Annotated in this window: 21 protein-coding genes; 20 read left to right on the top strand and 1 reads right to left on the bottom strand. The window is 37.0% G+C overall.

Features of this window, described 5'->3' with window-relative positions:
- The first annotated feature begins 14 nt into the window (after nucleotides 1-14).
- The 18 genes from RRY75_RS04520 (at nucleotide 15) to nrdR (ending at nucleotide 18,208) form a co-directional block, all read left to right on the top strand.
- Entirely contained in the window at nucleotides 15-185 is a 171-nt protein-coding gene (locus tag RRY75_RS04520; RefSeq protein ID WP_332490852.1) for an aspartyl-phosphate phosphatase Spo0E family protein, read from the top strand.
- Between the two features lie 119 nt (nucleotides 186-304).
- On the top strand, nucleotides 305-733 hold the full coding sequence (mraZ, locus tag RRY75_RS04515) for a division/cell wall cluster transcriptional repressor MraZ (RefSeq protein ID WP_332490850.1): 429 nt from the start codon (nucleotides 305-307) through the stop codon (nucleotides 731-733).
- 13 nt (nucleotides 734-746) lie between these two features.
- Nucleotides 747-1,682 carry a 16S rRNA (cytosine(1402)-N(4))-methyltransferase RsmH gene (gene rsmH, locus RRY75_RS04510; protein WP_332490848.1) on the top strand — a complete coding sequence of 312 codons (936 nt, stop codon included), beginning with the start codon at nucleotides 747-749 and terminating at the stop codon, nucleotides 1,680-1,682.
- 33 nt (nucleotides 1,683-1,715) lie between these two features.
- A complete protein-coding gene (locus RRY75_RS04505; protein ID WP_332490846.1) occupies nucleotides 1,716-2,159 on the top strand; it encodes a hypothetical protein in 444 nt (147 codons plus the stop codon).
- 12 nt (nucleotides 2,160-2,171) lie between these two features.
- Nucleotides 2,172-4,364, top strand: coding sequence for a penicillin-binding transpeptidase domain-containing protein (locus RRY75_RS04500; RefSeq protein WP_332490845.1), 2,193 nt, complete (start codon nucleotides 2,172-2,174; stop codon nucleotides 4,362-4,364).
- Nucleotides 4,365-4,434: 70 nt separating this feature from the next.
- Entirely contained in the window at nucleotides 4,435-6,384 is a 1,950-nt protein-coding gene (locus tag RRY75_RS04495) for a penicillin-binding transpeptidase domain-containing protein (RefSeq protein WP_332715803.1), read from the top strand.
- A 72-nt stretch (nucleotides 6,385-6,456) separates the two neighbouring features.
- Nucleotides 6,457-7,908, top strand: coding sequence for a UDP-N-acetylmuramoyl-L-alanyl-D-glutamate--2,6-diaminopimelate ligase (locus RRY75_RS04490; protein ID WP_332527234.1), 1,452 nt, complete (start codon nucleotides 6,457-6,459; stop codon nucleotides 7,906-7,908).
- Nucleotides 7,908-9,296 (top strand): UDP-N-acetylmuramoyl-tripeptide--D-alanyl-D-alanine ligase, encoded by a 1,389-nt coding sequence (locus RRY75_RS04485; RefSeq protein WP_332490839.1) that lies wholly within the window; start codon nucleotides 7,908-7,910, stop codon nucleotides 9,294-9,296. The genes RRY75_RS04490 and RRY75_RS04485 overlap by 1 nt, the downstream gene beginning before the upstream one ends.
- Nucleotides 9,289-10,242, top strand: coding sequence for a phospho-N-acetylmuramoyl-pentapeptide-transferase (mraY, locus tag RRY75_RS04480; protein WP_332490837.1), 954 nt, complete (start codon nucleotides 9,289-9,291; stop codon nucleotides 10,240-10,242). Before RRY75_RS04485 ends, mraY begins: the two co-directional genes overlap by 8 nt.
- A gap of 12 nt (nucleotides 10,243-10,254) precedes the next feature.
- On the top strand, nucleotides 10,255-11,619 hold the full coding sequence (murD, locus tag RRY75_RS04475; RefSeq protein ID WP_332490835.1) for a UDP-N-acetylmuramoyl-L-alanine--D-glutamate ligase: 1,365 nt from the start codon (nucleotides 10,255-10,257) through the stop codon (nucleotides 11,617-11,619).
- A 5-nt stretch (nucleotides 11,620-11,624) separates the two neighbouring features.
- Nucleotides 11,625-12,815: an FtsW/RodA/SpoVE family cell cycle protein gene (locus tag RRY75_RS04470; protein ID WP_332715799.1), complete on the top strand. Its 1,191-nt coding sequence runs from the start codon at nucleotides 11,625-11,627 to the stop codon at nucleotides 12,813-12,815.
- Nucleotides 12,816-12,890: 75 nt separating this feature from the next.
- Nucleotides 12,891-13,610, top strand: a complete 720-nt coding sequence (locus RRY75_RS04465) for a cell division protein FtsQ/DivIB (protein ID WP_332490832.1) — start codon at nucleotides 12,891-12,893, stop codon at nucleotides 13,608-13,610.
- Nucleotides 13,611-13,691: 81 nt separating this feature from the next.
- Nucleotides 13,692-14,807 (top strand): cell division protein FtsZ, encoded by a 1,116-nt coding sequence (ftsZ, locus tag RRY75_RS04460; RefSeq protein WP_332490830.1) that lies wholly within the window; start codon nucleotides 13,692-13,694, stop codon nucleotides 14,805-14,807.
- Between the two features lie 108 nt (nucleotides 14,808-14,915).
- Entirely contained in the window at nucleotides 14,916-15,788 is an 873-nt protein-coding gene (locus RRY75_RS04455; RefSeq protein WP_332490828.1) for a sigma-E processing peptidase SpoIIGA, read from the top strand.
- A gap of 11 nt (nucleotides 15,789-15,799) precedes the next feature.
- Nucleotides 15,800-16,549, top strand: a complete 750-nt coding sequence (gene sigE / locus RRY75_RS04450; protein ID WP_332490826.1) for an RNA polymerase sporulation sigma factor SigE — start codon at nucleotides 15,800-15,802, stop codon at nucleotides 16,547-16,549.
- Between the two features lie 83 nt (nucleotides 16,550-16,632).
- Nucleotides 16,633-17,406, top strand: coding sequence for an RNA polymerase sporulation sigma factor SigG (sigG, locus tag RRY75_RS04445; protein ID WP_332490825.1), 774 nt, complete (start codon nucleotides 16,633-16,635; stop codon nucleotides 17,404-17,406).
- A gap of 25 nt (nucleotides 17,407-17,431) precedes the next feature.
- Nucleotides 17,432-17,692, top strand: coding sequence for a YlmC/YmxH family sporulation protein (locus tag RRY75_RS04440; protein ID WP_332490823.1), 261 nt, complete (start codon nucleotides 17,432-17,434; stop codon nucleotides 17,690-17,692).
- A 57-nt stretch (nucleotides 17,693-17,749) separates the two neighbouring features.
- On the top strand, nucleotides 17,750-18,208 hold the full coding sequence (nrdR, locus tag RRY75_RS04435; protein ID WP_332490821.1) for a transcriptional regulator NrdR: 459 nt from the start codon (nucleotides 17,750-17,752) through the stop codon (nucleotides 18,206-18,208).
- Nucleotides 18,209-18,247: 39 nt separating this feature from the next.
- Here the strand turns inward: nrdR and RRY75_RS04430 are convergent, their stop codons facing one another.
- Nucleotides 18,248-19,756, bottom strand: a complete 1,509-nt coding sequence (locus RRY75_RS04430) for a YifB family Mg chelatase-like AAA ATPase (protein WP_332490819.1) — start codon at nucleotides 19,754-19,756, stop codon at nucleotides 18,248-18,250.
- Between the two features lie 108 nt (nucleotides 19,757-19,864).
- Between RRY75_RS04430 and dprA the strand changes: the two genes are divergently transcribed.
- Nucleotides 19,865-20,971 carry a DNA-processing protein DprA gene (dprA, locus tag RRY75_RS04425; RefSeq protein ID WP_332490817.1) on the top strand — a complete coding sequence of 369 codons (1,107 nt, stop codon included), beginning with the start codon at nucleotides 19,865-19,867 and terminating at the stop codon, nucleotides 20,969-20,971.
- 17 nt (nucleotides 20,972-20,988) lie between these two features.
- Nucleotides 20,989-23,094, top strand: coding sequence for a type I DNA topoisomerase (gene topA, locus RRY75_RS04420; protein ID WP_332490815.1), 2,106 nt, complete (start codon nucleotides 20,989-20,991; stop codon nucleotides 23,092-23,094).
- Nucleotides 23,095-23,181: the final 87 nt, after the last annotated feature.

The raw sequence follows: 23,181 nt of genomic DNA, 5'->3' as shown, positions 1-23,181 counted from the left end.
TTGGAGGGATTGAAATGAATACAACACAAGGACAGATCGTAGATTTACAAGTGTGCCTTAATGGACTTGTAGAAAAAAGTTCGGCTTATACAGACGACATGAATGAGTTATATCGAGTGAGTCAACAACTAGACGAACTTATTGTAAGATACTATAGAGAATATTCAGCATCAGCTAGTGCCTAAGGCACTAGTTTTTTTACATTTTATTGAAAATCACTTGAAAAGTTGGATAGAAAGCAATAAAATATAAGAAAGTGGTTAAAAGTGGTTCAAAGTGGGGAGTAAAGGGGGGAAAGTGGGGTATGTTCATTGGTGAGTACCAATATAGCTTGGATGACAAAAGTAGAGTCGTCGTACCATCTAAATATAGAGAACAGCTAGGAACAAGTTTTGTACTCACAAAAGGCTTAGATGGATGTCTATTTGCCTACCCCCAAAATGAATGGACAAACTTTGAACAAAAACTTAAAGAACTCCCCTTAACAAATACAAATGCCCGTAAATTTGTACGTTTTTTCTTAGCGGGAGCTGTAGAATGTACACCTGATAAACAAGGAAGAATCTTAATTCCTAGTCATTTGAAAGTATATTCCAGTATAGAAAAAGACATAGTATTTATAGGTATGGGAAATCGCATAGAAGTTTGGAGTAGTAGTCAGTGGGATACCTATAATGACGATGCTTTTGATGCAAATGCCTTAGCAGAACAGATGGAATCATTAGGAATATAGAGGTGAAATGAGTATGAATTTTGAACACGTATCAGTATTATTAAATGAATGTATAGAAGGACTTGCTATAAAGGACGATGGTACTTATGCTGATGGTACTTTAGGTGGGGCTGGACATGCTGGCGAAGTATGTAAACGTTTATGTGAAAAAGGTCACTTTATTGGTATTGACCAAGACACTAATGCACTGAAGGCTTCAACCCAAAGACTTGCACATGCTAAACCACAAGTGACACTTGTACACAACAACTTTGTAGATGTTGACAATATTTTAAAAGAGTATGCACCAGAAGGTATAGATGGAATGCTCATTGACCTTGGTGTATCTTCACATCAATTAGATGAAGCTTCTCGTGGATTTTCTTATATGCATGATGCCCCACTAGATATGCGTATGAATCAAGAAAATGATTTTTCAGCTTATGAGGTAGTGAATGAATACAGTGAAGAAGAACTGTTTCGTGTGATTAAATCTTATGGTGAAGAAAACTGGGCAAGACGTATTGCACAATTTGTAGTAGAGGCAAGAAGTGAGAAGCCTGTAGAAACAACTCATGAACTTGTAGATATTATTAAAAGAGCTGTTCCAGCAGGTGCACGTAAAGATGGTCCTCATCCAGCAAAAAGAACGTTCCAAGCGATTCGTATAGAAGTAAATAAGGAGTTAGACATTATTAGACCTACTATTTTAGATGTAGTGCCTCATTTGAAAAAAGGCGGAAGGCTTTGCATCATTACTTTCCACTCTATAGAAGATCGTATTGTTAAACATACATTTAAAGAGCTTGAAGATCCATGTACTTGTCCAAAAAGTATCCCAATGTGTGTTTGTGGGAAAAAGCCTCAAGTACGTGTCATTACAAGAAAACCTATTTTACCATCTGAAGAGGAACTTGAATTTAACCCTAGAGCACGTAGCGCGAAATTAAGAATTATAGAAAAATTATAGAGATAAAAAAGAGAGCATTGGGAGGGAATTTAGATGGCTGATTATCCATACAACAGATACAATTATCAATACGGATCAGAAGCGCCTAATTACGGAGACTCACCTTACCGTTTACCAGAGAAAAAACCTGATTTCACACCACTTAAGCGTCCAGCGCCACAAAAACGTTCTAAAGAAGATATTATCTTTGGATGTAAAATGACTGTATGTGGCCTTGTACTTTTTGTAGGTGCCTTTTGTTTTGTAAGTGTGACTTCAAGCTTATCCATTAAGCAAAGAGAACTCAAGCTTGTGAATACAGAAATTAGAGAAACACAAAGTGCGATTAACAGTGTACAAGCTACGATTGCAGCTAACTTAAATTTAGAACATATTCAAGAAGTGGCAAAAGACCAGCTTAACATGTCTGAGCCACTTCCACATCAAGTTGTATATTTGTCGTTAGCACAAGAAAGCTATACGGTCTATGATGAGTAAAGAGGCTAGAAAATGAGTAAAAAAGTAAGTAAGAAAAATAGTACAAAGAAAAATGGTGCGAAGAAAAAGTCAGTGGGCATGAAGCAAACAGATTACATGAAACGGATGGCCGTACGCATGAAATGGGTCAAAGGTGCTATGCTCCTGTGTATATTAATTTTAGTATACCGGATAGGGTACTTTAAAATAGTCAAAGGGGAAGAGTATGAAAAAGAAGTCCGTGCGAGAATGATGAGTGCGGAAAAAGAGGTGAAGGCTTTAAGAGGGACAATTGTAGACCGTAATAACAAAACGGTTGCAACAAGTACCCTTTCGTATCATATTATTTTAGATCCTATTAATATCTTAAAGCTTAAAGATGAGCAAAGGGTGCATACATATGACACTTTGGCAAAATATGCTAAGAAAACACCGGCGGACATAGAGGCTCTTATAAATAGTAATCCAGAGACCTACTATAAAATCTTTATGAAAGATATTAGTGCGGAAGATATGATGATGCTTAAAGAGGCCAATGTGAAAGGGGTTTCTTTTGAGGAGAGCTTTGTAAGAAACTATCCAAAAGGCACACTAGCTGCTCAAACGATAGGATTTTATAACAAGACGGAAGGGCAATATGGTATTGAACAAGCTTACAATGAAGTTATGCTTGGAAAGCCTGGACGTATCTATTCTAAGCTTCAAGAAGAAAGTATTGTTACTACTGAAGTAGCAGCACCACAAAAAGGGCATACTGTTGTGTCTACTATGGATGAAGTCATTCAACAATATGTAGAACAGACCATGAATAAATACGTGGCAGAAGTGAAGCCTTTAAACGCGGCAGCAATTGTGATGAATCCTAAAACAGGCGAAATCTATAGTATGTATAGCTATCCGTATTATGATCCTAATAGCTATACGAACTTATCTAAACAGCTTGGGCCAGAAGCATGGAATGGACTAAGTAGTGAAGAACAAGCAGCAGCACTCAATAGAGCATGGAAAAATTACAATATTCAAAATCCTTACGAACCAGGCTCTACTTTTAAACCTTTGCTTGTGGCAGAGGTAATAGAAGAGGGACTTATTGATGTGAACACCCATTACAACTGTACTGGGGTCAGCCAAGTGGGGCCAGATCAAATTAGATGTTGGAAAAGGCAAGGACATGGTTTACAGACTTTAGAACAGGCAATGGCCAATTCTTGTAACTCTGCAATGATTGATATTAGTAAAAATATTCCTGATGAAATCTTTTATGAGTATTTCATTAAGTTTGGGTTTAATGATATTACACAAGTGGGATTGCCAGGTGAGTCAACAGGTATGATTCATAGCTTAAATAAGTTAGGACCTGTGCAAAAAGCGACAAGTTCTATAGGACAAACTTTTACAGTGACGCCTGTACAGCTTATTACAGCATTTTCTTCTCTGATTAACGGCGGAAATATGATGCAGCCCTATGTTGTCTCAAAAGTGATTGATAATGAGAACAATATCATCAGTGAGACAACCCCGCAAGTGAAGCGCCAAATTTTTGCCGAAAGTACTATCCAGCAAGTTCAAAAATATATGGAAGCTGTTGTTAAAACAGGAACAGGTGCAAGTGCAGCAGTACCTGGTTATACAATAGGTGGGAAGACGGGGACAGCAGAAAAACTTCCCCGTGGAGAAGGTAAACACATCTTATCTTTTATGGGATATGCGCCTGTAGATGATCCTCAAGTTGTGGTGCTGGTAATCTTTGATGAAATTGGAGAAACAGATCCAACACCAAAGCTTGCTTTTAAAGAGATTATGGAAAACGTATTGCCTTATTTAGGGATTGAACCCACAGGGGATGAGAATTTACCTGTTGTCAATATGTCTATTGTTCCAAGCGTTATAGATTTAGAGATTTATGATGGGATTAAGCGTCTTGAAATGGAAAACTTAAATTATGAAGTAATCGGTGTAGGGAATAAAATTGTGAACCAATATCCTTTAGAAGGTACCAAGTTACCATTAGAAGATACGGTGAAGGTTTACTTGGATGCTGGAGAAGCAAAAGAGGTTATTCCAGTCCCAGAGCTTGTAGGTCTGAGTGTAGAAGATGCCAAACGTATTGCAGATGGGCTGTTTAGTTTAGAAGGTGCTACAGGTGGAACTATTGGTCATCAAATTCCTAAGGCGGGTACTAAAATTGAAAAAGGTAGTAAAATAATTGTACAAACAATGCAATAAATGAGCATAAAGCCTCCCTTGTAAAAATACATTTAATAGAAGATGTATTTTTATAAGGGAGGTTTTTATAGTGAAAAAACAAGTACCGACAACGATAAAAAAGCGTATTATGTTCTGTAGCATGCTCTTTTTGATTGTCTTAGTTGCACTGATTATTCGACTGGCTTATGTGCAAATAGGCATGGGAAGTTTTTTGCAAGACAAAGCATTTGAACAGCACACAAGAGATCGATTGATTTCACCTACAAGAGGAACAATCTATGACAGAAATGGGAAGGTGCTTGCTAAAAGTGGCTCTGTATCCACCATTGGTGTCGTACATGCTCAAGTAACAGATCCTGCAATGGTCGCTAAAATTTTATCTGAGAAGCTAGAACTAAAATATGAAGACGTTTACAAAAAGGTTACAAAACGTGTTGCTTTTGAACGTATCAAAACAAAGGTGGATAAAGAAATTGCAGATGAGATTCGCAATATGAACTTACCGGGTGTGAAGGTGGATGAAGACTCCAAAAGATTTTATCCTTATCAATCTTTAGCGGCTCAAGTGATTGGGTTTGTAGGAAAAGATAATCAAGGGATTGTAGGATTAGAAGTGCAGTACGATTCTTATTTAAAAGGGACAGAGGGAAAAATCCTTATGGAAACTAATGGACATGGTGAGAGACGAGAAGAAGAAGTTGAGGTGCGCATTGACCCAGAAAATGGTTCACATTTAGTAACGACTTTAGATATAACCTTACAGCAGTATGCTGAACAGGCTATAGAGAAGGTTGTCACAGAGAAAGAAGCTAAACGAGGTGCTATTATATTGATGAATCCTCAAAATGGAGAAGTCTATGCAATGGCAAATTATCCTACATACGATTTAAATGATCCTTTTACCATTAATGATCCAGAGCTTGCCGCAAATTGGCACACTTATACCTACAAAGAAAAACAAGATTTTCTAAATGGTATGTGGCGTAACTTTACCATTAATGATACATATGAGCCAGGCTCAACTTTTAAAGTATTTACCTCAGCCATGGGACTTGAAAGCGGTGTCATTACACCTGAAAGTGAATTTAATTGTAACGGGAGTAAAGTCGTCGGGGGTCGTACCATTAAATGCTGGAGAAGTCCTAGAAACCATGGACACCAAACCTTTGTACAAGGCGTTCAAAATTCATGTAACCCTGTCTTTATGGAGGTTGGAGAAAGAATTGGAGCAACCCAATTCCACAACTATATGGTTCAGTTTAGATTCAAACAAAAAACAGGAATAGACTTGCCAGGGGAAGCTGTGGGGATTATGTACCCTGCTGAAAAGATAGGACCTGTAGAGCTTGCAACTATGTCATTTGGTCAATCTTTCCAAATTACACCTTTACAACTTCTAACGTCAGCATCAGCGGTGATTAATGGCGGTTATGTCATTACCCCACATCTTGGAAAAGAAGTTGTAGATGATAAAGGGAACATTTTACAGGTTTTTGAACATAATAAGGGAGAGCAAATTATCTCGACGAAAACAAGTGATCAGATGAAAGTAATTTTAGAAAGTGTAGTCAGTGAAGGGACAGGAAGTAAGACCTATATTCCAGGCTATCGTATTGGTGGTAAGACAGCTACTTCACAGAAGCTTCCACGTGGATCTGGTAAGTATATTGCTTCTTTTATGGCTTTTGCGCCAGCAGATGACCCACAAGTAATAGGGCTAGTACTTATTGACGAACCTAAAGGTGTTTACTATGGTGGTACAGTAGCAGGACCTGTTATGAAAGATATTATGGCCAATGCATTACCTTATTTAGGGATTGAACCTATTTACACCGAAGAGGAACAAAAACTTGAGGAGACGCAGACGATTAAGGTACCAGACTTTAGGGCACTCCCCCGAAAAGAAGCTAAGATACTTGCACAAAGCAACCAAGTTTTGATTGAATTTATAGGAAGTGGAGAGCTTGTCATTAGCCAATTCCCGCTTCCAAATGAGGAGATTAATAAAAATAGTAAAATTCTGCTATATACTGAGTAACTTCTCTTTTTAATCCTGTAAAGTCATGGTATAATAACTAAGATATTTGTATATTTACATGAGGAGGACATTATGAAGCTTGTAACAGTATTAAAAGACATTCCCTACGACTTGATTATGGGTGAGCCTAATCAAGAAGTTGATTCGATTATATATGACTCACGCATTAAGACTGCAAGTGGGCTCTTTATTGCTATTAAAGGGTTTAGTACAGATGGTCATCAATACATTGGGGCGGCTATTGAAAATGGTGCCAAAACCATTGTGGTGGAAGATCACGTAGAGATTCAAAAAGAGGGGATTACAGTTGTAAAGGTGGACAATACGCGTACAATTATGGCACGTCTTGCTGTCAACTTTTACGACCACCCTTCTACAAAGCTAGACTTAGTTGGCGTAACAGGAACAAATGGTAAAACGAGTATTACCTTTTTGCTTGGGCAACTCTTAGAAGCTTACAATAAGAAAATTGGAATTATTGGAACGATAGAAAATCGTATTGGACGTACCATTTTAAAATCCCAGCATACTACACCTGAATCAGCAGATTTACAAAAATTACTTGAAACGATGGTAGAAGAAGGTGTGAGTCATTGCTTGATGGAAGTTTCTTCACATGCCCTTGCTTTACATCGAGTGGACGAAAATGACTTTAAAATAGGTATTTTTACTAACTTAACACAAGACCATTTAGACTTCCATAAAACAATGGATGCCTATGCCGAAGCAAAGGCAATACTTTTTAGTCGTTGTCAAGTTGGTGTGTTAAACGAAGACAGTAGCTATGTACATAAGATGAAAGAAAAGGCAACTTGTGAAATTATCACTTATGGTATTGATAACCTAGCTGACTACCATGCATCTCAGATTCATGTTACAGCACAAGGCGTAACATATCATTTAAGTACACCAGAGGGTGCTTACCAAGTAGAAGTGCCAATTCCAGGCAAGTTTACAGTATACAATACGTTAGCTGTGATTTGTACTGCAAGACAACTTGGCCTACCTATGGAATTTATTTTAGATCATATGAAAGTGGTAAGAGGTGTCCCAGGGCGTGTACAATCTTTTAGTTCACAAAAAGGTTATAGCGTTCTTGTAGATTATGCTCATACGCCAGATGGACTAGAAAATGTTCTTGAAACGATTAAGCAATTTGTAAAAGGACGTATTATTACCGTGTTTGGGTGTGGGGGAGACCGTGATAATACCAAGCGCCCACTGATGGGAGAAGTAGCAGCAAGATATTCAGATGAAGTGATCATTACATCGGATAACCCACGAAGTGAAGATCCGCTTACCATTTTAGAGCAAGTAGAAGTTGGGGTAAAACGTCACCAAGTAGATTATGTGAAAATGGAAGATCGTAAAGAAGCGATTTGTCAAGCTTTAAACCGCGCAAGTGAAGGTGATGTAGTACTCATTGCAGGAAAGGGACATGAAAATTACCAAATCCTTAAAGAACGTATTATTCACTTTGATGATTCAGAAATTGTGCGTGCATTTATACAGGGGGAAGAATGATGAAACTGCTTTTACAAGATATTATTGCAGCAATAGGGGGGAGATGTTTAAATGCTCCTCCTAGTGGGCATAACTTTATAACAGCTATTGAAACTGATTCAAGAAAGATCAAAGAAGGAAGTTTGTTTGTGCCTTTAAAAGGCGAACGCTTTGATGCACATGAGTTTATTGCCAGTGTTATAAGTAGTGGGGCAAGTGCTACTCTAACAGAGGAATTAACAATAAGAGATGAACGTATCTTGCATATTTTTGTGGCAGATACGAAGAAAGCTTTACTCGATCTTGCAGCTTATTATAGAAGTCTTTTTCAACTTCCAGTCATTGCAGTTACTGGAAGTGTAGGTAAAACTTCTACAAAAGATATGATTGCTGCAGTGCTAAGTGCCCAGTTTAACGTTTTAAAGACACAAGGTAACTTCAACAATGAAATTGGTCTTCCACTTACTTTATTTAACTTAAGTCATGAACATGAAGTGGCGGTCATTGAGATGGGTATGAATCACTTTGATGAAATTCACCGTCTGAGTTTAACAGTCCTTCCGGATATGGGGGTTATTACCAATGTTGGAACGTCTCATATTGAAAACTTAGGTTCACGAGAAGGCATTTTAAAAGCTAAATTAGAACTTTTAGATGGGCTTAAAGAAGGTGGGTTCCTATGTTTGAATGGGGATAATGACCTCTTAGCGCAAGTAGAAGTAGATAAATGGCAACTTGCTAGATTTGGTGAAGGTGCAAACAATGATTACCGGTGTGAGCATGTGTATGCTAAAGGCCATGATACGTATGCCACAGTCATTACACCAAGTGATAAGTATGAGGTAGTTATACCAGCTCTTGGTATCCATATGGTTTATAACAGCTTAGTAGCTATTGCCATTGGTGAAAAGTTAGGAATGACAAAGGAGCAAATTCAAAAAGGACTTTTATCTTATACACCAAGTAAAATGCGCATGAATATTTCTAGAACAGAAAAAGGCATCACTTTGTTAGATGATGCATATAATGCTAGTTTAGATTCTATGTGTGCTTCTTTAAAGGTTCTTGAAGAATATGAAACAAAGGGAAGGCACATTGCAGTCCTTGGAGATATGTTTGAAATGGGCGAATTTGCAAAAGATTTACATGAGCAAGTCGGACAGTATGTTGCAGCGCTGGGCATTGATAAACTCTATGCAGTAGGAGATTTAGCAATACACATTGCAGAGGGTGCCATGCATGCGAGGAAAGATCATTTAGAAGTAAAATACTATAAAGACAAAGCGGATTTGATTCTTGATCTTGAACAGATTCTTCAACCAGAAGATACCGTTTTACTCAAAGCATCAAGGGGGATGCAGTTTGAAGAAATTGTGAAAGCAATAGGAAAGGTGAATGATAATGAATAATCAAGTCTTTTATGCAGTTATTATTGCATTTTTATTAAACATCGTCATCAGTCCATTTATCATCCCATTCTTAAAACGTTTGAAATTTGGGCAGAATGTGAGAGATGATGGACCAAGTACTCATCTTAAGAAGACGGGTACTCCAACTATGGGTGGTATTATTATTTTAATGAGTATGACGCTAACGAGCTTACTTTTTGTAAGTGGGAATAAGTCTTTGCAAACCATTCTATTTGTAACACTTGGATTTGGCTTTATTGGGTTTTTAGATGATTATATTAAGATTGTGAAGAAACGTTCTTTAGGACTTACACCAATGCAAAAAATTATTGGGCAATTAGCAGTGACCCTCATTTTTGCGTACCTACTCTATTTTTATGTAGGTATTGATACACGTATACTCTTACCATTTACCAATGGACGTATGTTAGATATTGGCATGCTTTACTGGCCGCTTTTAGTCATTGGTGTGATTGCAGTTGTTAATGCGGTAAATTTAACTGATGGATTAGATGGATTAGCTTCTAGTGTAACAGTACTTGTAGCAACTTTCTTTGCAGCAGTAGCTTTTGTGACATTAAGCGAAGTTACACCTATTGCTGGTGCAGCAGTCGGAAGTTTGCTCGGGTTCTTGCTTTTCAACACCTACCCAGCCAAAGTTTTTATGGGGGATACAGGATCTCTTGCATTAGGTGGGTTTGTAGTGGCGACAGCTTTTGTTATGAAAATGCCACTTTTCATCTTAATTGTAGGACTTATTTATGTCATTGAAAACTTATCTGTTATTATTCAGGTAGCTTATTTTAAAAAAACAAAGAAAAGATTCTTTAAAATGGCACCAATTCATCACCACTTTGAATTATCAGGTTGGCCAGAAACAAAAGTTGTAACGGTTTTTTCTATTGTTACAGCAATGTTATGTTTAATCGGTCTAATTGCATTATAGGGGGCATTTGAAATGAGAGATAATGAACAAAAAATAATCATTGTAGGATGTGCAAGAAGTGGGCTTGCAGCAGCAAAACTTGCAAGAGAAGCGGGGTGTGTGGCCACTGTTTATGACCAAAAAGCTTATACAGCTTTTCACCAAGAGGTACAAGAAGTTATTGATGAATTAAAAGGCTTAGGGATTAGTTTTTATTTAAATGAAGAGGTATCTCTTTTGGATTATGATTTGATTGTCATGAGTCCGGGTGTGCCGACAGACTTGCCCTTTTTAGAAGCGGCAAGACAACAAGGCAAGAAGATTATTGGTGAATTAGAATATGCGTTCACCTTCTGCAAAGCGCCGGTTATAGCGATTACAGGAACGAATGGAAAGACAACAACGACCACTTTAGTGGGTCAAATTATGAAAGCTTATAACAAAGAGACCTATGTGGTTGGAAATATTGGAAGAGCCTTTAGTGAAGATGTTTTAAATATTCCTGAGGATGGTATTGTTGTAGCTGAAGTGAGTAGTTTTCAACTTGAAACTATTGAAACATTCCACCCGAAAGTGGCAGCCATTTTGAACATTACACCAGATCACTTGAATAGACATAAAACAATGGAGAACTACTGTCAAGCTAAATATAGTGTGTTCAAAAATCAAACAGCTGCAGATGCCATTATTATCAATGAAAATGACCCTTATTTTGCAGAAGTTAAAAGGTTAGCCGCGGCACAGGTGATAACCTTTAACAATCAGCAATCAACCCATTGTGGGGCTTATCAACAGGGCGATTACCTCTATGAAAATATAGCAGGTGAAAAAGCCTTGCTTTGTGCTGTAAAAGCATTGAAAATAGTAGGGGCACATAATATAGAAAATGCTCTAGCAGCGATTGCTATTTGTACAGCCTTTGGTGTACCACGGAACATCATTATGGAAACACTTAAAACCTTCATGGGTGTTGAACATCGACTGGAATATGTCTGTACAAAAGCAGGTGTAGATTACTATAATGACTCTAAAGCAACGAATGTAGGTGCTGCTATCCCAGGTCTTTTGGGGATGCATAAGCCCATTCGCTTAATCGGAGGAGGTATGGATAAGAAAATCTCGTTTGCTGAATGGGTGGCCTTATTTAAAGGACGTGTACAAAAACTTTACTTAATTGGTGAATGTAAAAATCAAATTATGGATGAATGTCGCCAGCAAGGTTTTTTAGACTTTGAAGCGTATAATACTTTTGAAGAAGCTATTCAAGCATGCTATCTTGAAGCACAAAATGAGGAGTGTGTCCTGTTATCACCAGCTTGTGCAAGTTGGGATATGTTTGAAAGCTATGAACAAAGAGGAGATTTATTTAAAGAAATCGTGAATCATTTGGAAGGATGATGTAAATGGAAGCATCTAAGACACTTACCAAAAGAAAAAAGTCACCGGTTAAGCATGCACCGGATTATTTACTTATTGCGATGATTGTACTGATTGTAGGATTTGGTGTGGTTATGGTCTATAGTGCGAGTCACTACCATGGGATGACCAACTTTGGAGATGCATTTATGTTTGCTAAGAAGCAACTTATCTTTGGTATTGTCGGGATTGCAGTAATGATGGCTGTAACTTACTGTTTCAATTACCGAATACTTGCTAATATTAAGTTAGCAACGGCATTTTATATTGTCTCTATGATTTTAGTTCTTTGTGCTTATGTTTTTGGTACGGAAGTCAATGGATCTTCAAGGTGGATTAACTTAGGTCCTATTCAGTTTCAACCTTCTGAGATTGTTAAAATAGCAGTCATAGTGATGTTATCATCCTATATTATGAAGTTTCGTAATAAGATGGATGAGCTTAAATATGTAATCATTGCTTTTTTACTTGTAGGGATACCTTTTCTACTTGTTGCAAAAGAGAACTTAAGTTCAGCTATTGTTATTGGATTTGTAGGATTTTTGATTATTTTTATTTCTACACCCAAATGGTGGTATTACATATTATTAGTAATTGGTGGGAGTGTAGTCGTTGGAATCGTCTATTACATAGCAGTAAATAACGTGCAATTTGAAGGGCCATTAGGTGAAATTTTAGCACCTTATCGTTTGGCACGAATTCGTATTTGGCAAGATCCATGGATTGACCCTGTAGGGGGTGGTTATCAACCTATTCAGTCCTTGTATGCAATTGGCTCAGGTGGACTCTTTGGTGCAGGTCTTGGGCAAGGTATTCAAAAGTTAGGCTTTATTCCAGAACCTCACAATGATATTATTTTTGCAGTTATTTGCGAGGAACTAGGCCTTGTAGGGGCAGCACTTTTACTTTTAGCGTATGGTGTACTTGTTCTAAGAGGCTTTTCAGTGGCAGCACATGCACAAGATTTCTTTGGAGCACTTGTAGCTTCAGGAATATCAGGTATGATTGCCGTTCAAGTTCTAATTAATGTAGCGGTTAATACAAATACTGTACCCACTACAGGGATGCAACTTCCAATGGTAAGCTATGGTGGAACAGCATTGCTGATTTTATTAGGTTCTTTAGGGATACTTATTAATATATCCCGGACGGCTTCTATAGGTAAACCCAAAGAATAAAAAAGAGGCTGGTTGCAGCCTCTTTTTTTAAAAAGAAAAAATTATTAAAACACTTAAGATAAAGGAGGAAAAAGGTTGAAAAAGTATGGAAAGACCCAAGTTAAAAAGTGGATCTATGGTATAGGCGCTGTGATTCTTTTCGGGATTATCCTTTTGTTTTTGCCTATTTGGTATATTCAAGATATTATCCTTGTAGGCAACCATTACTATAAGGGGAGTGAGATTTTGAAAGTAGCTGCGATAGATAAAGGGATGCATCCCTTAAGTATTAATACAAGAGCTTCGGGTATAGCCATTGAAACCCTTCCTTTTATTCAAAATGCTACAGTACGGTATGAATTTCCTAATACACTTCAAGTCGAAGTAAATGAAAAGAGACCGTTAGGGTATGTTACTTTTCATGACCGCTACTTGTGCATTAACGGAGATGGTACGGTGCTTGAAGAGAGTCAAGAAAAAAGATTGAAGTTACCTCTTTTAGAAGGGCTACAATTTGAGTATTTTGTAATTGGGGAAAAGTTAGGCATAGAAAATGATGAAAAAATACGTCTGATGAATGAAATGATTGCTGTATTAGATAAGTATAGTTTTACTGAGAAAGTTACCAGCATAGACCTTTCAAATCTAGAAGAAATCCACTTGTATGTTGATAAATTAGATGTTATAATTGGTAATATCAGAGATTTTGACAAAAAGATAAAATGGTTAGTTAAAGTACATGAGGGATATACTATGGGCATTTTAGATTTAACATCTATTGCACATGGACAAGCTGTACTGACCCCATTGGACTAGCTTAATGATTTTATTGATTTTGAAGACGAATTATATTGAACCTTAATATAGTGATGACTAATAAGTAGAGGGGGAGTAGTTGTGCTCGAATTTTGTATGGAAAATGAATGCCAAGGGGCGCAAATTAAAGTTATAGGTGTCGGTGGTGGCGGTAATAATGCTGTAGATAGAATGATAGAGAAAGGTCTAGCGAGTGTAGACTTCATTACAATAAATACAGATCATCAAGCGTTAGCACGCTCACAAGCACCAGCTAAAATTCAAATTGGTGAAAAAATGACTAGAGGATTAGGAGCAGGTGCTAATCCAGAGATTGGAACAAAATCAGCTGAAGAAAGTCGTGAAGAAATTATTCAAGCGATTAAAGGCACAGACATGTTGTTTATTACAGCAGGTATGGGTGGTGGTACAGGTACGGGTGCTGCACCTGTTATTGCCAGTATTGCTAAAGAACAAGGCATCTTAACAGTAGGTGTTGTAACAAAACCTTTTGGATTTGAAGGTAGAAAGCGTATGCTTAATGCTGAAAAAGGTATTGAAGAACTTAAAAAGTCTGTGGATACACTTGTTATTATCCCAAATGATAAAATTCTTCAAGTTATTGACAAGAAAACAACTATGCTCGAGGCTTTCAGCAAAGCAGATGATGTACTTCAACAAGGGGTACAAGGGATTGCTGATCTGATTTCAAACCCAGGGGTTATTAACCTTGACTTTGCAGACGTACGTACGATTATGAACAACAAAGGTGTTGCACATATGGGTATTGGTCGTGCATCGGGTGAAAATCGTGCAGAAGAAGCAATCAAGCAAGCTATCAGTAGTCCACTTCTTGACACAACGATTGATGGTGCAAGATGTGTACTCATTAACATGGCAGGTGGTGAATCACTAGGTCTTATGGAAGCTAATATGGGTGCAAACCTTATTTGTGAATGTGTAGATCCAGATGCTGAAATCATCTTTGGTACATCTATTAATGAAGAATTAGGTGATGAAATCATTATCACTGTTATTGCTACAGATTTCCACAATAAAGAAATCATTCCTCAACGTTTTGAACAACCTAAGCAAGTTGAAGAGACACCGGTTCAACGGTTAAGAGCGGAAGAAGCAGCTCCAGTTAGAAAAGAAGAATACAATAAAGCTTCTGAAGTTCAAGTGGAAATTCCACACTTTTTAAGAAGGTCTAGATAAACGTAAAAAAGATACGATAATTGTCGTATCTTTTTTTTGTACTTTTCTTTGTTTTTACAAAATTTGTAAGTTCTGTACTATAGAATATTCATGTAAGGGGGGAGAGGCTTGCAAGTAATCTATTTAGATGTTTTATTTGGCGTGAACTTTATAATGGACTGTATGATTTTCTTAAGTGCTGCCATTTTGCTTAATTATGCTCCGACCAAAATGCGCACTTTAATGGGAAGTCTTATAGCAGCCTTACTTTACTGCCTAAGTATTCTTATACCTATACTTAGGCAACTACCTTTTTATATTTATGATTTTTTGATTCCTATTATACCTATTGTGATTATTTACCAAGTAAAAAGCTATAAAGAATTCTTGAAAGTTTTTATAGCATGCCAGTTTGCTTCTTTTCTAATAGGGGGGGCAATTTGGAATGGCTATTACTTGTTTCTGACAAAGGGCGCCAAACAAGAAATATCTCTGATGTTTGTTTTAAGTATAGGCGTAGTCATTTTACTTGTGTTGTATAGTATGAGTACGTATATTCGTCAGCGTTTTATTATGCCCCATTTTGAGTACAACATGACACTCGTACACAAAGGTGAGAAGACTAAAATACGTGCCTATTTAGATTCGGGTAATCGTTTATATACACTTACCACACATCAACCGGTCACTGTTATCACCTATGATGCAATGGCTGCTTTATTATCTACAGAGGAAGAGGCACTCATCGAGGCATACAAAAGGGAAGGAATAGAGGGCATTTTAGGCCGTCATAAGCAAGATAAGGTGTACCTTATTCCTTATGAGAGTGTGGGATGTAAGTCAGATATTTTATTGGGCTTTAGGATGGAAGAGATGATTCTAGAAAAAGGAATGTTTCACAAAACATTTAATGGATGTGTTGTAGGTATTGTAACCCATGAGTTATTTAAAGGCGAAACATACAAGGCACTTCTTCATCCTGATTATATGATGGTATCTTAAGGGGGCAAAAAATGAAATGGAATAAGTTTTTGAAAAAATGTAGAGGCAAGATTGCACAATGGATTGAATTTTTTGTTTCAAGAAAAAAGCAGTCTGTCCATTATATTGGAGGAAGTGAAGTCCTTCCACCACCACTTACCAAACAAGAAGAAGAATCCTTAGTGATGTGTATTACCAAGTACAAAGATGATATGAAAACACTTGGACATGTAAAAAATGTACTGATTGAACGCAATTTAAGGTTGGTCGTGTATATTGCTAGAAAGTTTGAAAATACAGGGATTGGAATGGAGGATTTAATTTCTATTGGGACCATTGGACTCATCAAAGCAATCAACACTTTTAATCCAGAGAAGAAAATCAAGTTGGCAACGTATGCTTCAAGATGCATTGAAAATGAAATTTTAATGTACTTAAGACGTACTAATAAACTTAAGATAGAGATTTCTATTGATGAACCACTAAATGTGGATTGGGATGGTAATGAACTTCTTTTATCCGATATATTAGGTACTGAGTCAGATATTATTTATCGCAATATTGAGGATGAAGTGGATAAGACACTGCTCAAGCAAGCTTTGCAAAAACTATCTAGTAGGGAGCGTGAAATTGTAGAACTACGCTTTGGGTTTAATACACAAGGGAAAGAAAAAACTCAAAAAGAAGTTGCAGATTTACTAGGAATTTCTCAATCTTATATTTCAAGATTAGAAAAGAAGATTATATCTAGATTAAAAAAGGAAATTACTAGAATGAGTTAAGACAATGTATAAATTTTCTGGGGATGGTAATGCTTACTTATATGCTTATGTAATACTTAATGGTATGACTAGGAGGAATCTGCATGGCTATAAATAAAGTAGAGATTTGTGGTGTGAATACAGCAAAATTGCCCATCCTATCTAATGAAAAAAAGGAAATTCTTTTTAATCTCATTGAACAAGGTGATTTGCATGCGAGAGAAGAGTATATCTATGGGAATTTACGGCTTGTTTTAAGTGTTATTCAGCGTTTTAATAACAGAGGGGAGCATGTGGATGACTTATTTCAAGTTGGGTGTATTGGCCTTATTAAAGCCATTGATAACTTTGATGTCACTCAAAACGTCAAGTTTTCCACTTATGCGGTTCCTATGATTATTGGAGAAATTAGACGCTACTTAAGAGATAACAATTCTATACGCGTGAGTCGTTCTTTAAGAGATACTGCATACAAAGCACTACAGGCTAAAGAAAAACTGACAAGACAAAATGCAAAAGAGCCCAATATACAAGAGATTGCAGCAGAATTGGGACTACCTAAAGAAGATGTTGTATTTGCCCTTGATGCAATACAGGATCCTATTTCTTTGTTCGAACCTGTCTATCATGACGAAAGTGATGCACTTTACATCATGGATCAAGTGAGCGATGAAAAAAGTCAAGATGATATTTGGCTTGAGAATATTTCATTAAACGAAGCAATGAAGCGTTTAAATAGTAGAGAAAAACATATTTTAACATTACGCTTTTTTGCAGGAAAGACACAGATGGAAGTAGCTGATGAAATTGGTATTTCACAAGCTCAAGTTTCAAGACTTGAAAAGACAGCACTTAAACATATGAAAAAATATATATAAAATTTAATAAAAGGGGGATTAGCGAATGCGCATAGGGGATATGAAACATAAAGAAATTATTAATACGTTAGATGGTGCAAGACTTGGGTATATCTGCGATGTCGAAATTGATTGGACAACAGGGCAGGTCAAAAAGTTAGTTGTACCAGGACCTGGAAAGGTTATGGGACTGTTTGGAAGAGAGACAGAATATTTAATCCCTTGGGAAAATATTAAGAAAATAGGCGAAGACATTATCCTTGTTGAACTTCATGATGGCATGCCCGTTAAACCAGAGGAATATTGACTTTAGTGAGATACATATGTTATGTTAAAGTATAATACATGTGTAGGAGGATAACCCATGAAGTGTCCTTTTTGTGGATATGCTATGTCTAAAGTACTTAATTCAAGACCAACTGAAGACAATAAGTCAATTAGAAGAAGAAGACAGTGCGAGAAATGTGAGCGTAGATTTACCACTTATGAAAAGATTGAAAGTATGCCCATTATGGTCATCAAGTCTAATCAGACAAGAGAAACTTTTGAACGTGATAAGTTACTAAAAGGTATTTTGCGTTCTTGCAACAAACGCCATATTAGCTTAGAACAAATTGAAGTCATCGTATGCGAAATTGAAAATCAAATTTATGCATCTGAAAGAAAAGAAATTAGTTCATCAGAAATTGGTGAAATTGCAATGAGATATCTCAAGCAAATAGATGAAGTATCGTATATACGATTTGCTTCTGTCTATAAAAAGTTTAAAGATATTGATGAGTTTATTGTAGAACTAGAGAACATAAAAAAGACAAAGTCTTAAGTAAAAGATGGTAGCCTAACGTGCAACCATCTTTTTTATTTAGTTCCAGAACTGTCTATCAAGTAGTCGATAGGAGAGTGCCTCACACATAGCATCTTCATCTATAAGCTGTTGCGCCTTTAAATCACTAATTGTGCGTGCTACACGAAGGACTCTTGTGTAGCTTCTAGCACTAGCACCTGAATGGTCAAACCAAGTCTTAAGTAAGGTTTCAGCCTCAGGAGTGAGCGGACAGTAGAGGGATAAAAGGTGGGCTGGGATTTCATGATTGGAAGAGAAACTTTCCTTCTCATATCTTATATCTTGACAGGCTCGTGCCTTTAAGACACATTCTCGCATTTGAGCTGAAGTCAGGCAAGGACCTACGGAGAAGTGGCTAAAAGAGACTGGATGCATTTCTAGATTGATATCTACACGGTCAAGTAAAGGCCCCGAGAGTTTGCCAAGGTAACGCCGGATAGAAGGTAAGTCGCAATGACACTTTGTAGTGTCAGGATAATAGCCACATGGGCAGGGATTGGTGGCAGCGATAAAAAGAAACTTAGATGGAAATGTCATATGGTCGTTAGAACGTGCAAGTGTAATGCAACCATCTTCTAGAGGTTGACGCATAGTTTCTAAGGCTTTTTTATTAAACTCCAAAAGTTCGTCTAAGAAGAGTACACCTAAGTGAGCTAAACTGAGTTCGCCAGGTTTAGGATGAGATCCGCCACCCGCAAGTCCTGCTATGGAAGTTGTGTGGTGAGGTGCTCTAAAAGGTCGCTCACGTATGGGTAAAGGGACTTTCAAATAGGTTGCTAGACTATAAATTTTTGTGAGTTCAATTTGTTCTTCTTCTGATAAAGGAGGTAAGATAGTAGGTAGACGTTTAGACATCATCGTTTTGCCACAACCGGGAGGACCAATTAGTAGTGTATTGTGATGCCCGGCAGCTGCGATGACTAGCCCACGTTTAACATCTTCTTGTCCTTTGACATCCCCATAATCTTCTAGAGCTGAGGGAGGCGTAGGCTGTAATATAGGTAGAGGCTGAATAGGCAGATAATCTGTATTTAAATAAGTGACTACTTCCTTTAAGCTGTGAAAGTATAAACACGTCTGATGACGAGCAATGACAAGCTCCGTAGCATTTTCTAAAGGGACGATATAAGGAGTAGGGTGTCTTGGCCCATAGACAAGAGGGACAATGCCACTTACATGGTGCAAAGCACCATCTAAAGCCAGTTCACCTAGAAAAATTTTTTCTTTTAAATGAGACGGATTAATAAGTCCCATACAGCCTAAGATGCCAAGTGCTATAGGTAAATCATATAAACTCCCTTCTTTTCTAATATCAGCAGGTGCTAAGTTGATGGTAATACGCTTAATAGGAAAGTCATAACCACTATTTTTGATAGCACTTTTAACGCGTTCTTTAGATTCGCGCACGGCACTATCAGGCAAACCAACGATATCAAATGAAGGTAATCCATCACATAAATCTACCTCTACGCCTACTTGTACAGATTCTAATCCATTTAAACAGTAACTGATTAATTTACAAAACATAAGGGTATCCTTTCTAAAAATTGCTAACTATATTTTTGACCGATAATTCAGTGTTTTAAACAAGTTATCACATAATTTTTACAAATTTATGAAAGGAATGATTTAAAAATGAATAGAATAGAAGCAAGTCAAATAGAAAGTTTGTGTTTTCATCTTTTACCCATTCATGAAGGAACCAAATACAGTTGGTGGCAACAAAGTGGAAGCTGTAAACAATTTTTTGATGCAGATCATGCCTTTTATCGTCAACTAGGCATAAGTTTAGAAAATATACACATCATAGAGACAGCTAAACAAAATCAACCCATGCTTGTTGGTTATATGGAACGCTTGAAACAACAAGGCATTCAGCTGGTAAGTTTAGAGGATACACTGTATCCAGCACGTTTAAAAGAAATACACGATCCACCTATGATCTTATTTTACAAAGGAAGCTATTTGCTAGATAAACCATCTATTGCTATTGTAGGTGCTAGGAAATGCTCAGAATATGGCTATCAAGCAGCTATGGAGTTAGCATATGGCCTAACACAAGCAGGTTTTTTAGTTGTCAGTGGTATGGCAAGAGGGATTGATGAAGGGGCTCATAAAGGTGCTCTGAAAATCGGAGAAACGTTGGCAGTTCTAGGTAATAGTGTAGATATTTGTTATCCTAAACAAAATAGTAGGCTTTATGAAGAAATCTTAGAAAAAGGTTGTATTACCTCAGAATTTATACCACCTACCCAGCCAAGAGACTACCAATTTCCAAAGCGCAATCGTATTATTAGTGGATTGACGCTTGGAACCGTCGTAGTCGAGGCGGCTGAAAGAAGTGGTTCCTTGATTACAGCACGATTTGCGCTTGAGCAAAATAGGGAAGTGTTTGCAGTACCTGGAAATTTAGGAAGTGCCCTAAGTTGCGGAAGTCATAAGTTGATACAAGCAGGAGCTAAGCTAGTTATGAGCGCTGAGGACATTATTCAAGAGATTATGCCACTGGCATCTTCTCATATTAGCAATTTTACAAATAATTGCACAAAGATTCCAGTACAAATACTTGATAAAGTTGAAATAATGGTATATGATAACTTAAGTTGGCAACCTAAAGAATTAGTAAATATTGCAACTCAAATGAATATGACAGAAATGAATATAGAGAAAATCTTGTTAAAATTAGAGATAAAAGGCTTTATTATGCGCTTACCAGGTAGGCGATATGTTCGTTTGAATTAGAGTATTAGGAGGTTATTATGGCAAATAACTTGGTTATTGTGGAGTCAGCAGCCAAAGTAAATACAATAAGCAAATTTTTAGGCAAAGCCTTTAAAGTAGAAGCTTCTATTGGACATGTAAGAGATTTACCTAAAAGCCAGTTAGGCATTGATGTGGATCATAACTACGATCCCAAATATATTACCATTCGTGGTAAAGGTGAATTACTACAAAAGTTACGTAAAGAAGCTAAAAGTGCAAAATGTATTTATCTCGCAACTGACCCCGATAGAGAAGGGGAAGCGATTTCATGGCATCTATATTATGCCTTAAAGTTAGAAGGCAAAAAAGTATACCGTATTACATTCAATGAAATTACAGAACAAGCTGTAAAGGAAGCTATTAAGCATCCTCGTGAAGTCAATATGGATTTAGTAGATGCACAACAGGCAAGAAGAGTACTAGACCGTTTGGTAGGGTACAAAATTAGTCCGATTTTATGGAAGAAAATTCGTAAAGGCTTAAGTGCAGGACGTGTACAATCTGTTACCTTACGCCTTATTAGTGACCGCGAAAAAGAAATTCAAGAGTTTATTGAACAAGAATATTGGTCTGTTGAGTCACTCTTCAAACAAGGTAGGACTAAAGGATTTGAAGCTAAACTTGATAAAATAGGGGACAAAAAGGCAGATATTCGTAATGAACAAGAGGCGAATATGATTGTTGCAGACTGCTCAAAAAATCCATTTGAAGTTGTTTCAACAAAAGTCTCTGAACGGGTAAAAAATCCTGTACTACCGTATACAACGAGTACAATGCAACAAGATGCAGCAAAGCATTTAGGTTTTTCTACTCAAAAAACAATGAATATTGCACAACAGCTTTATGAAGGAGTTAAAATAGCTAAAAAAGAAGTAGGTATTGTTACTTATATTCGTACAGACTCTGTAAGAATTTCAGATACGGCAAAAGAGCAAGCAGTGGAATACATTACGACTAAATTTGGAAAAGAATATGTACAAGATAGTTCTGTGAAAAGACAGGCTAAAGCAGCTAAAATTCAAGATGCCCATGAGGGGATTCGTCCAACCTATATTACTTATGAACCACAAGAGATTAAAGAATACTTAAGTCGTGATCAATATCGTCTATACCAAATGATTTGGAGTAGATTTGTAGGTAGTCAGATGACACCAGCCCGCTATGAATCACATGCTATCAATATTCAAAATGGAGCGTATACTTTTAAAGCAACCTATTCAATTCAGCTTTTTGACGGGTATTTAAAAGCATATGCTTTAGAAAATGAGCAAACGGGTAAAGTGACAACGATTAAAGTCAACGTAGGGGATCAACTTGAGTGCATTACACTTACACCTAATCAACATTTTACACAACCACCAGCAAGGTATTCAGAAGCAAGCCTTGTTAAGACGTTAGAAGAAAATGGCGTAGGACGTCCAAGTACGTATGCACCAACGATTACCACACTTCTTGCAAGGGGCTATGTGACAAAAGAGAATAAGGTGATTTACTTAACAGAACTTGGTGAAGTTGTAAATAATATTATGCTTAGTCACTTTGACGAAATCGTAGATGTGGAGTTCACAGCACAACTTGAAAAAATTCTAGATGAAATTGCATCGGGGAATGTCCAATGGAAAGAAATTATAAAAGCATTCTATCCAAACTTTGCAAAAACAGTGATTAAAGCTGAAGAAGAGATAGAAGATATTGATTTAACTGAAGTGACAGATATCCCTTGTGACAAGTGTGGCGCCCATATGGTGGTGCGCTACGGTAAGTATGGCAAGTTTTTAGGGTGTCCAAATTTCCCCGACTGCAACTTTACGAAACCATGGTATGAAGAAGTAGGCGTAAAATGTCCACTTTGTGGTGGTGAGGTCATTTTGAAGAAGACTAAAAAGGGTCGTACTTACTATGGATGTGAAAATAACGCTGATAACTGTGACTTTATGTCTTGGCAACGTCCAACAGGAGACAAGTGTCCGGTATGTGATGATGTTCTAATCGAAAAAGGTTCTGCCAAGAGTAAACATATTGTATGTCGAAATACGACATGTAATTATGGAAAAAAAGGTGAAAATAAGTCGAATGAACAAAATGCACAAGAAAAAAAGTAAATGTAATGAAATTATGTGTCAAATAAAGGCTTGAGTTTTCTTTTAATTTATGATATTATGATTTATGTGTAAACGATAATTTTTGGG

The organism is Niameybacter sp. (assembly GCF_036655075.1).
Taxonomy (GTDB): domain Bacteria; phylum Bacillota; class Clostridia; order Lachnospirales; family Cellulosilyticaceae; genus Holtiella.
The sequence above is the reverse complement of the archived record's forward strand: the minus strand, read 5'-3'. Positions and strand labels throughout refer to the sequence as shown.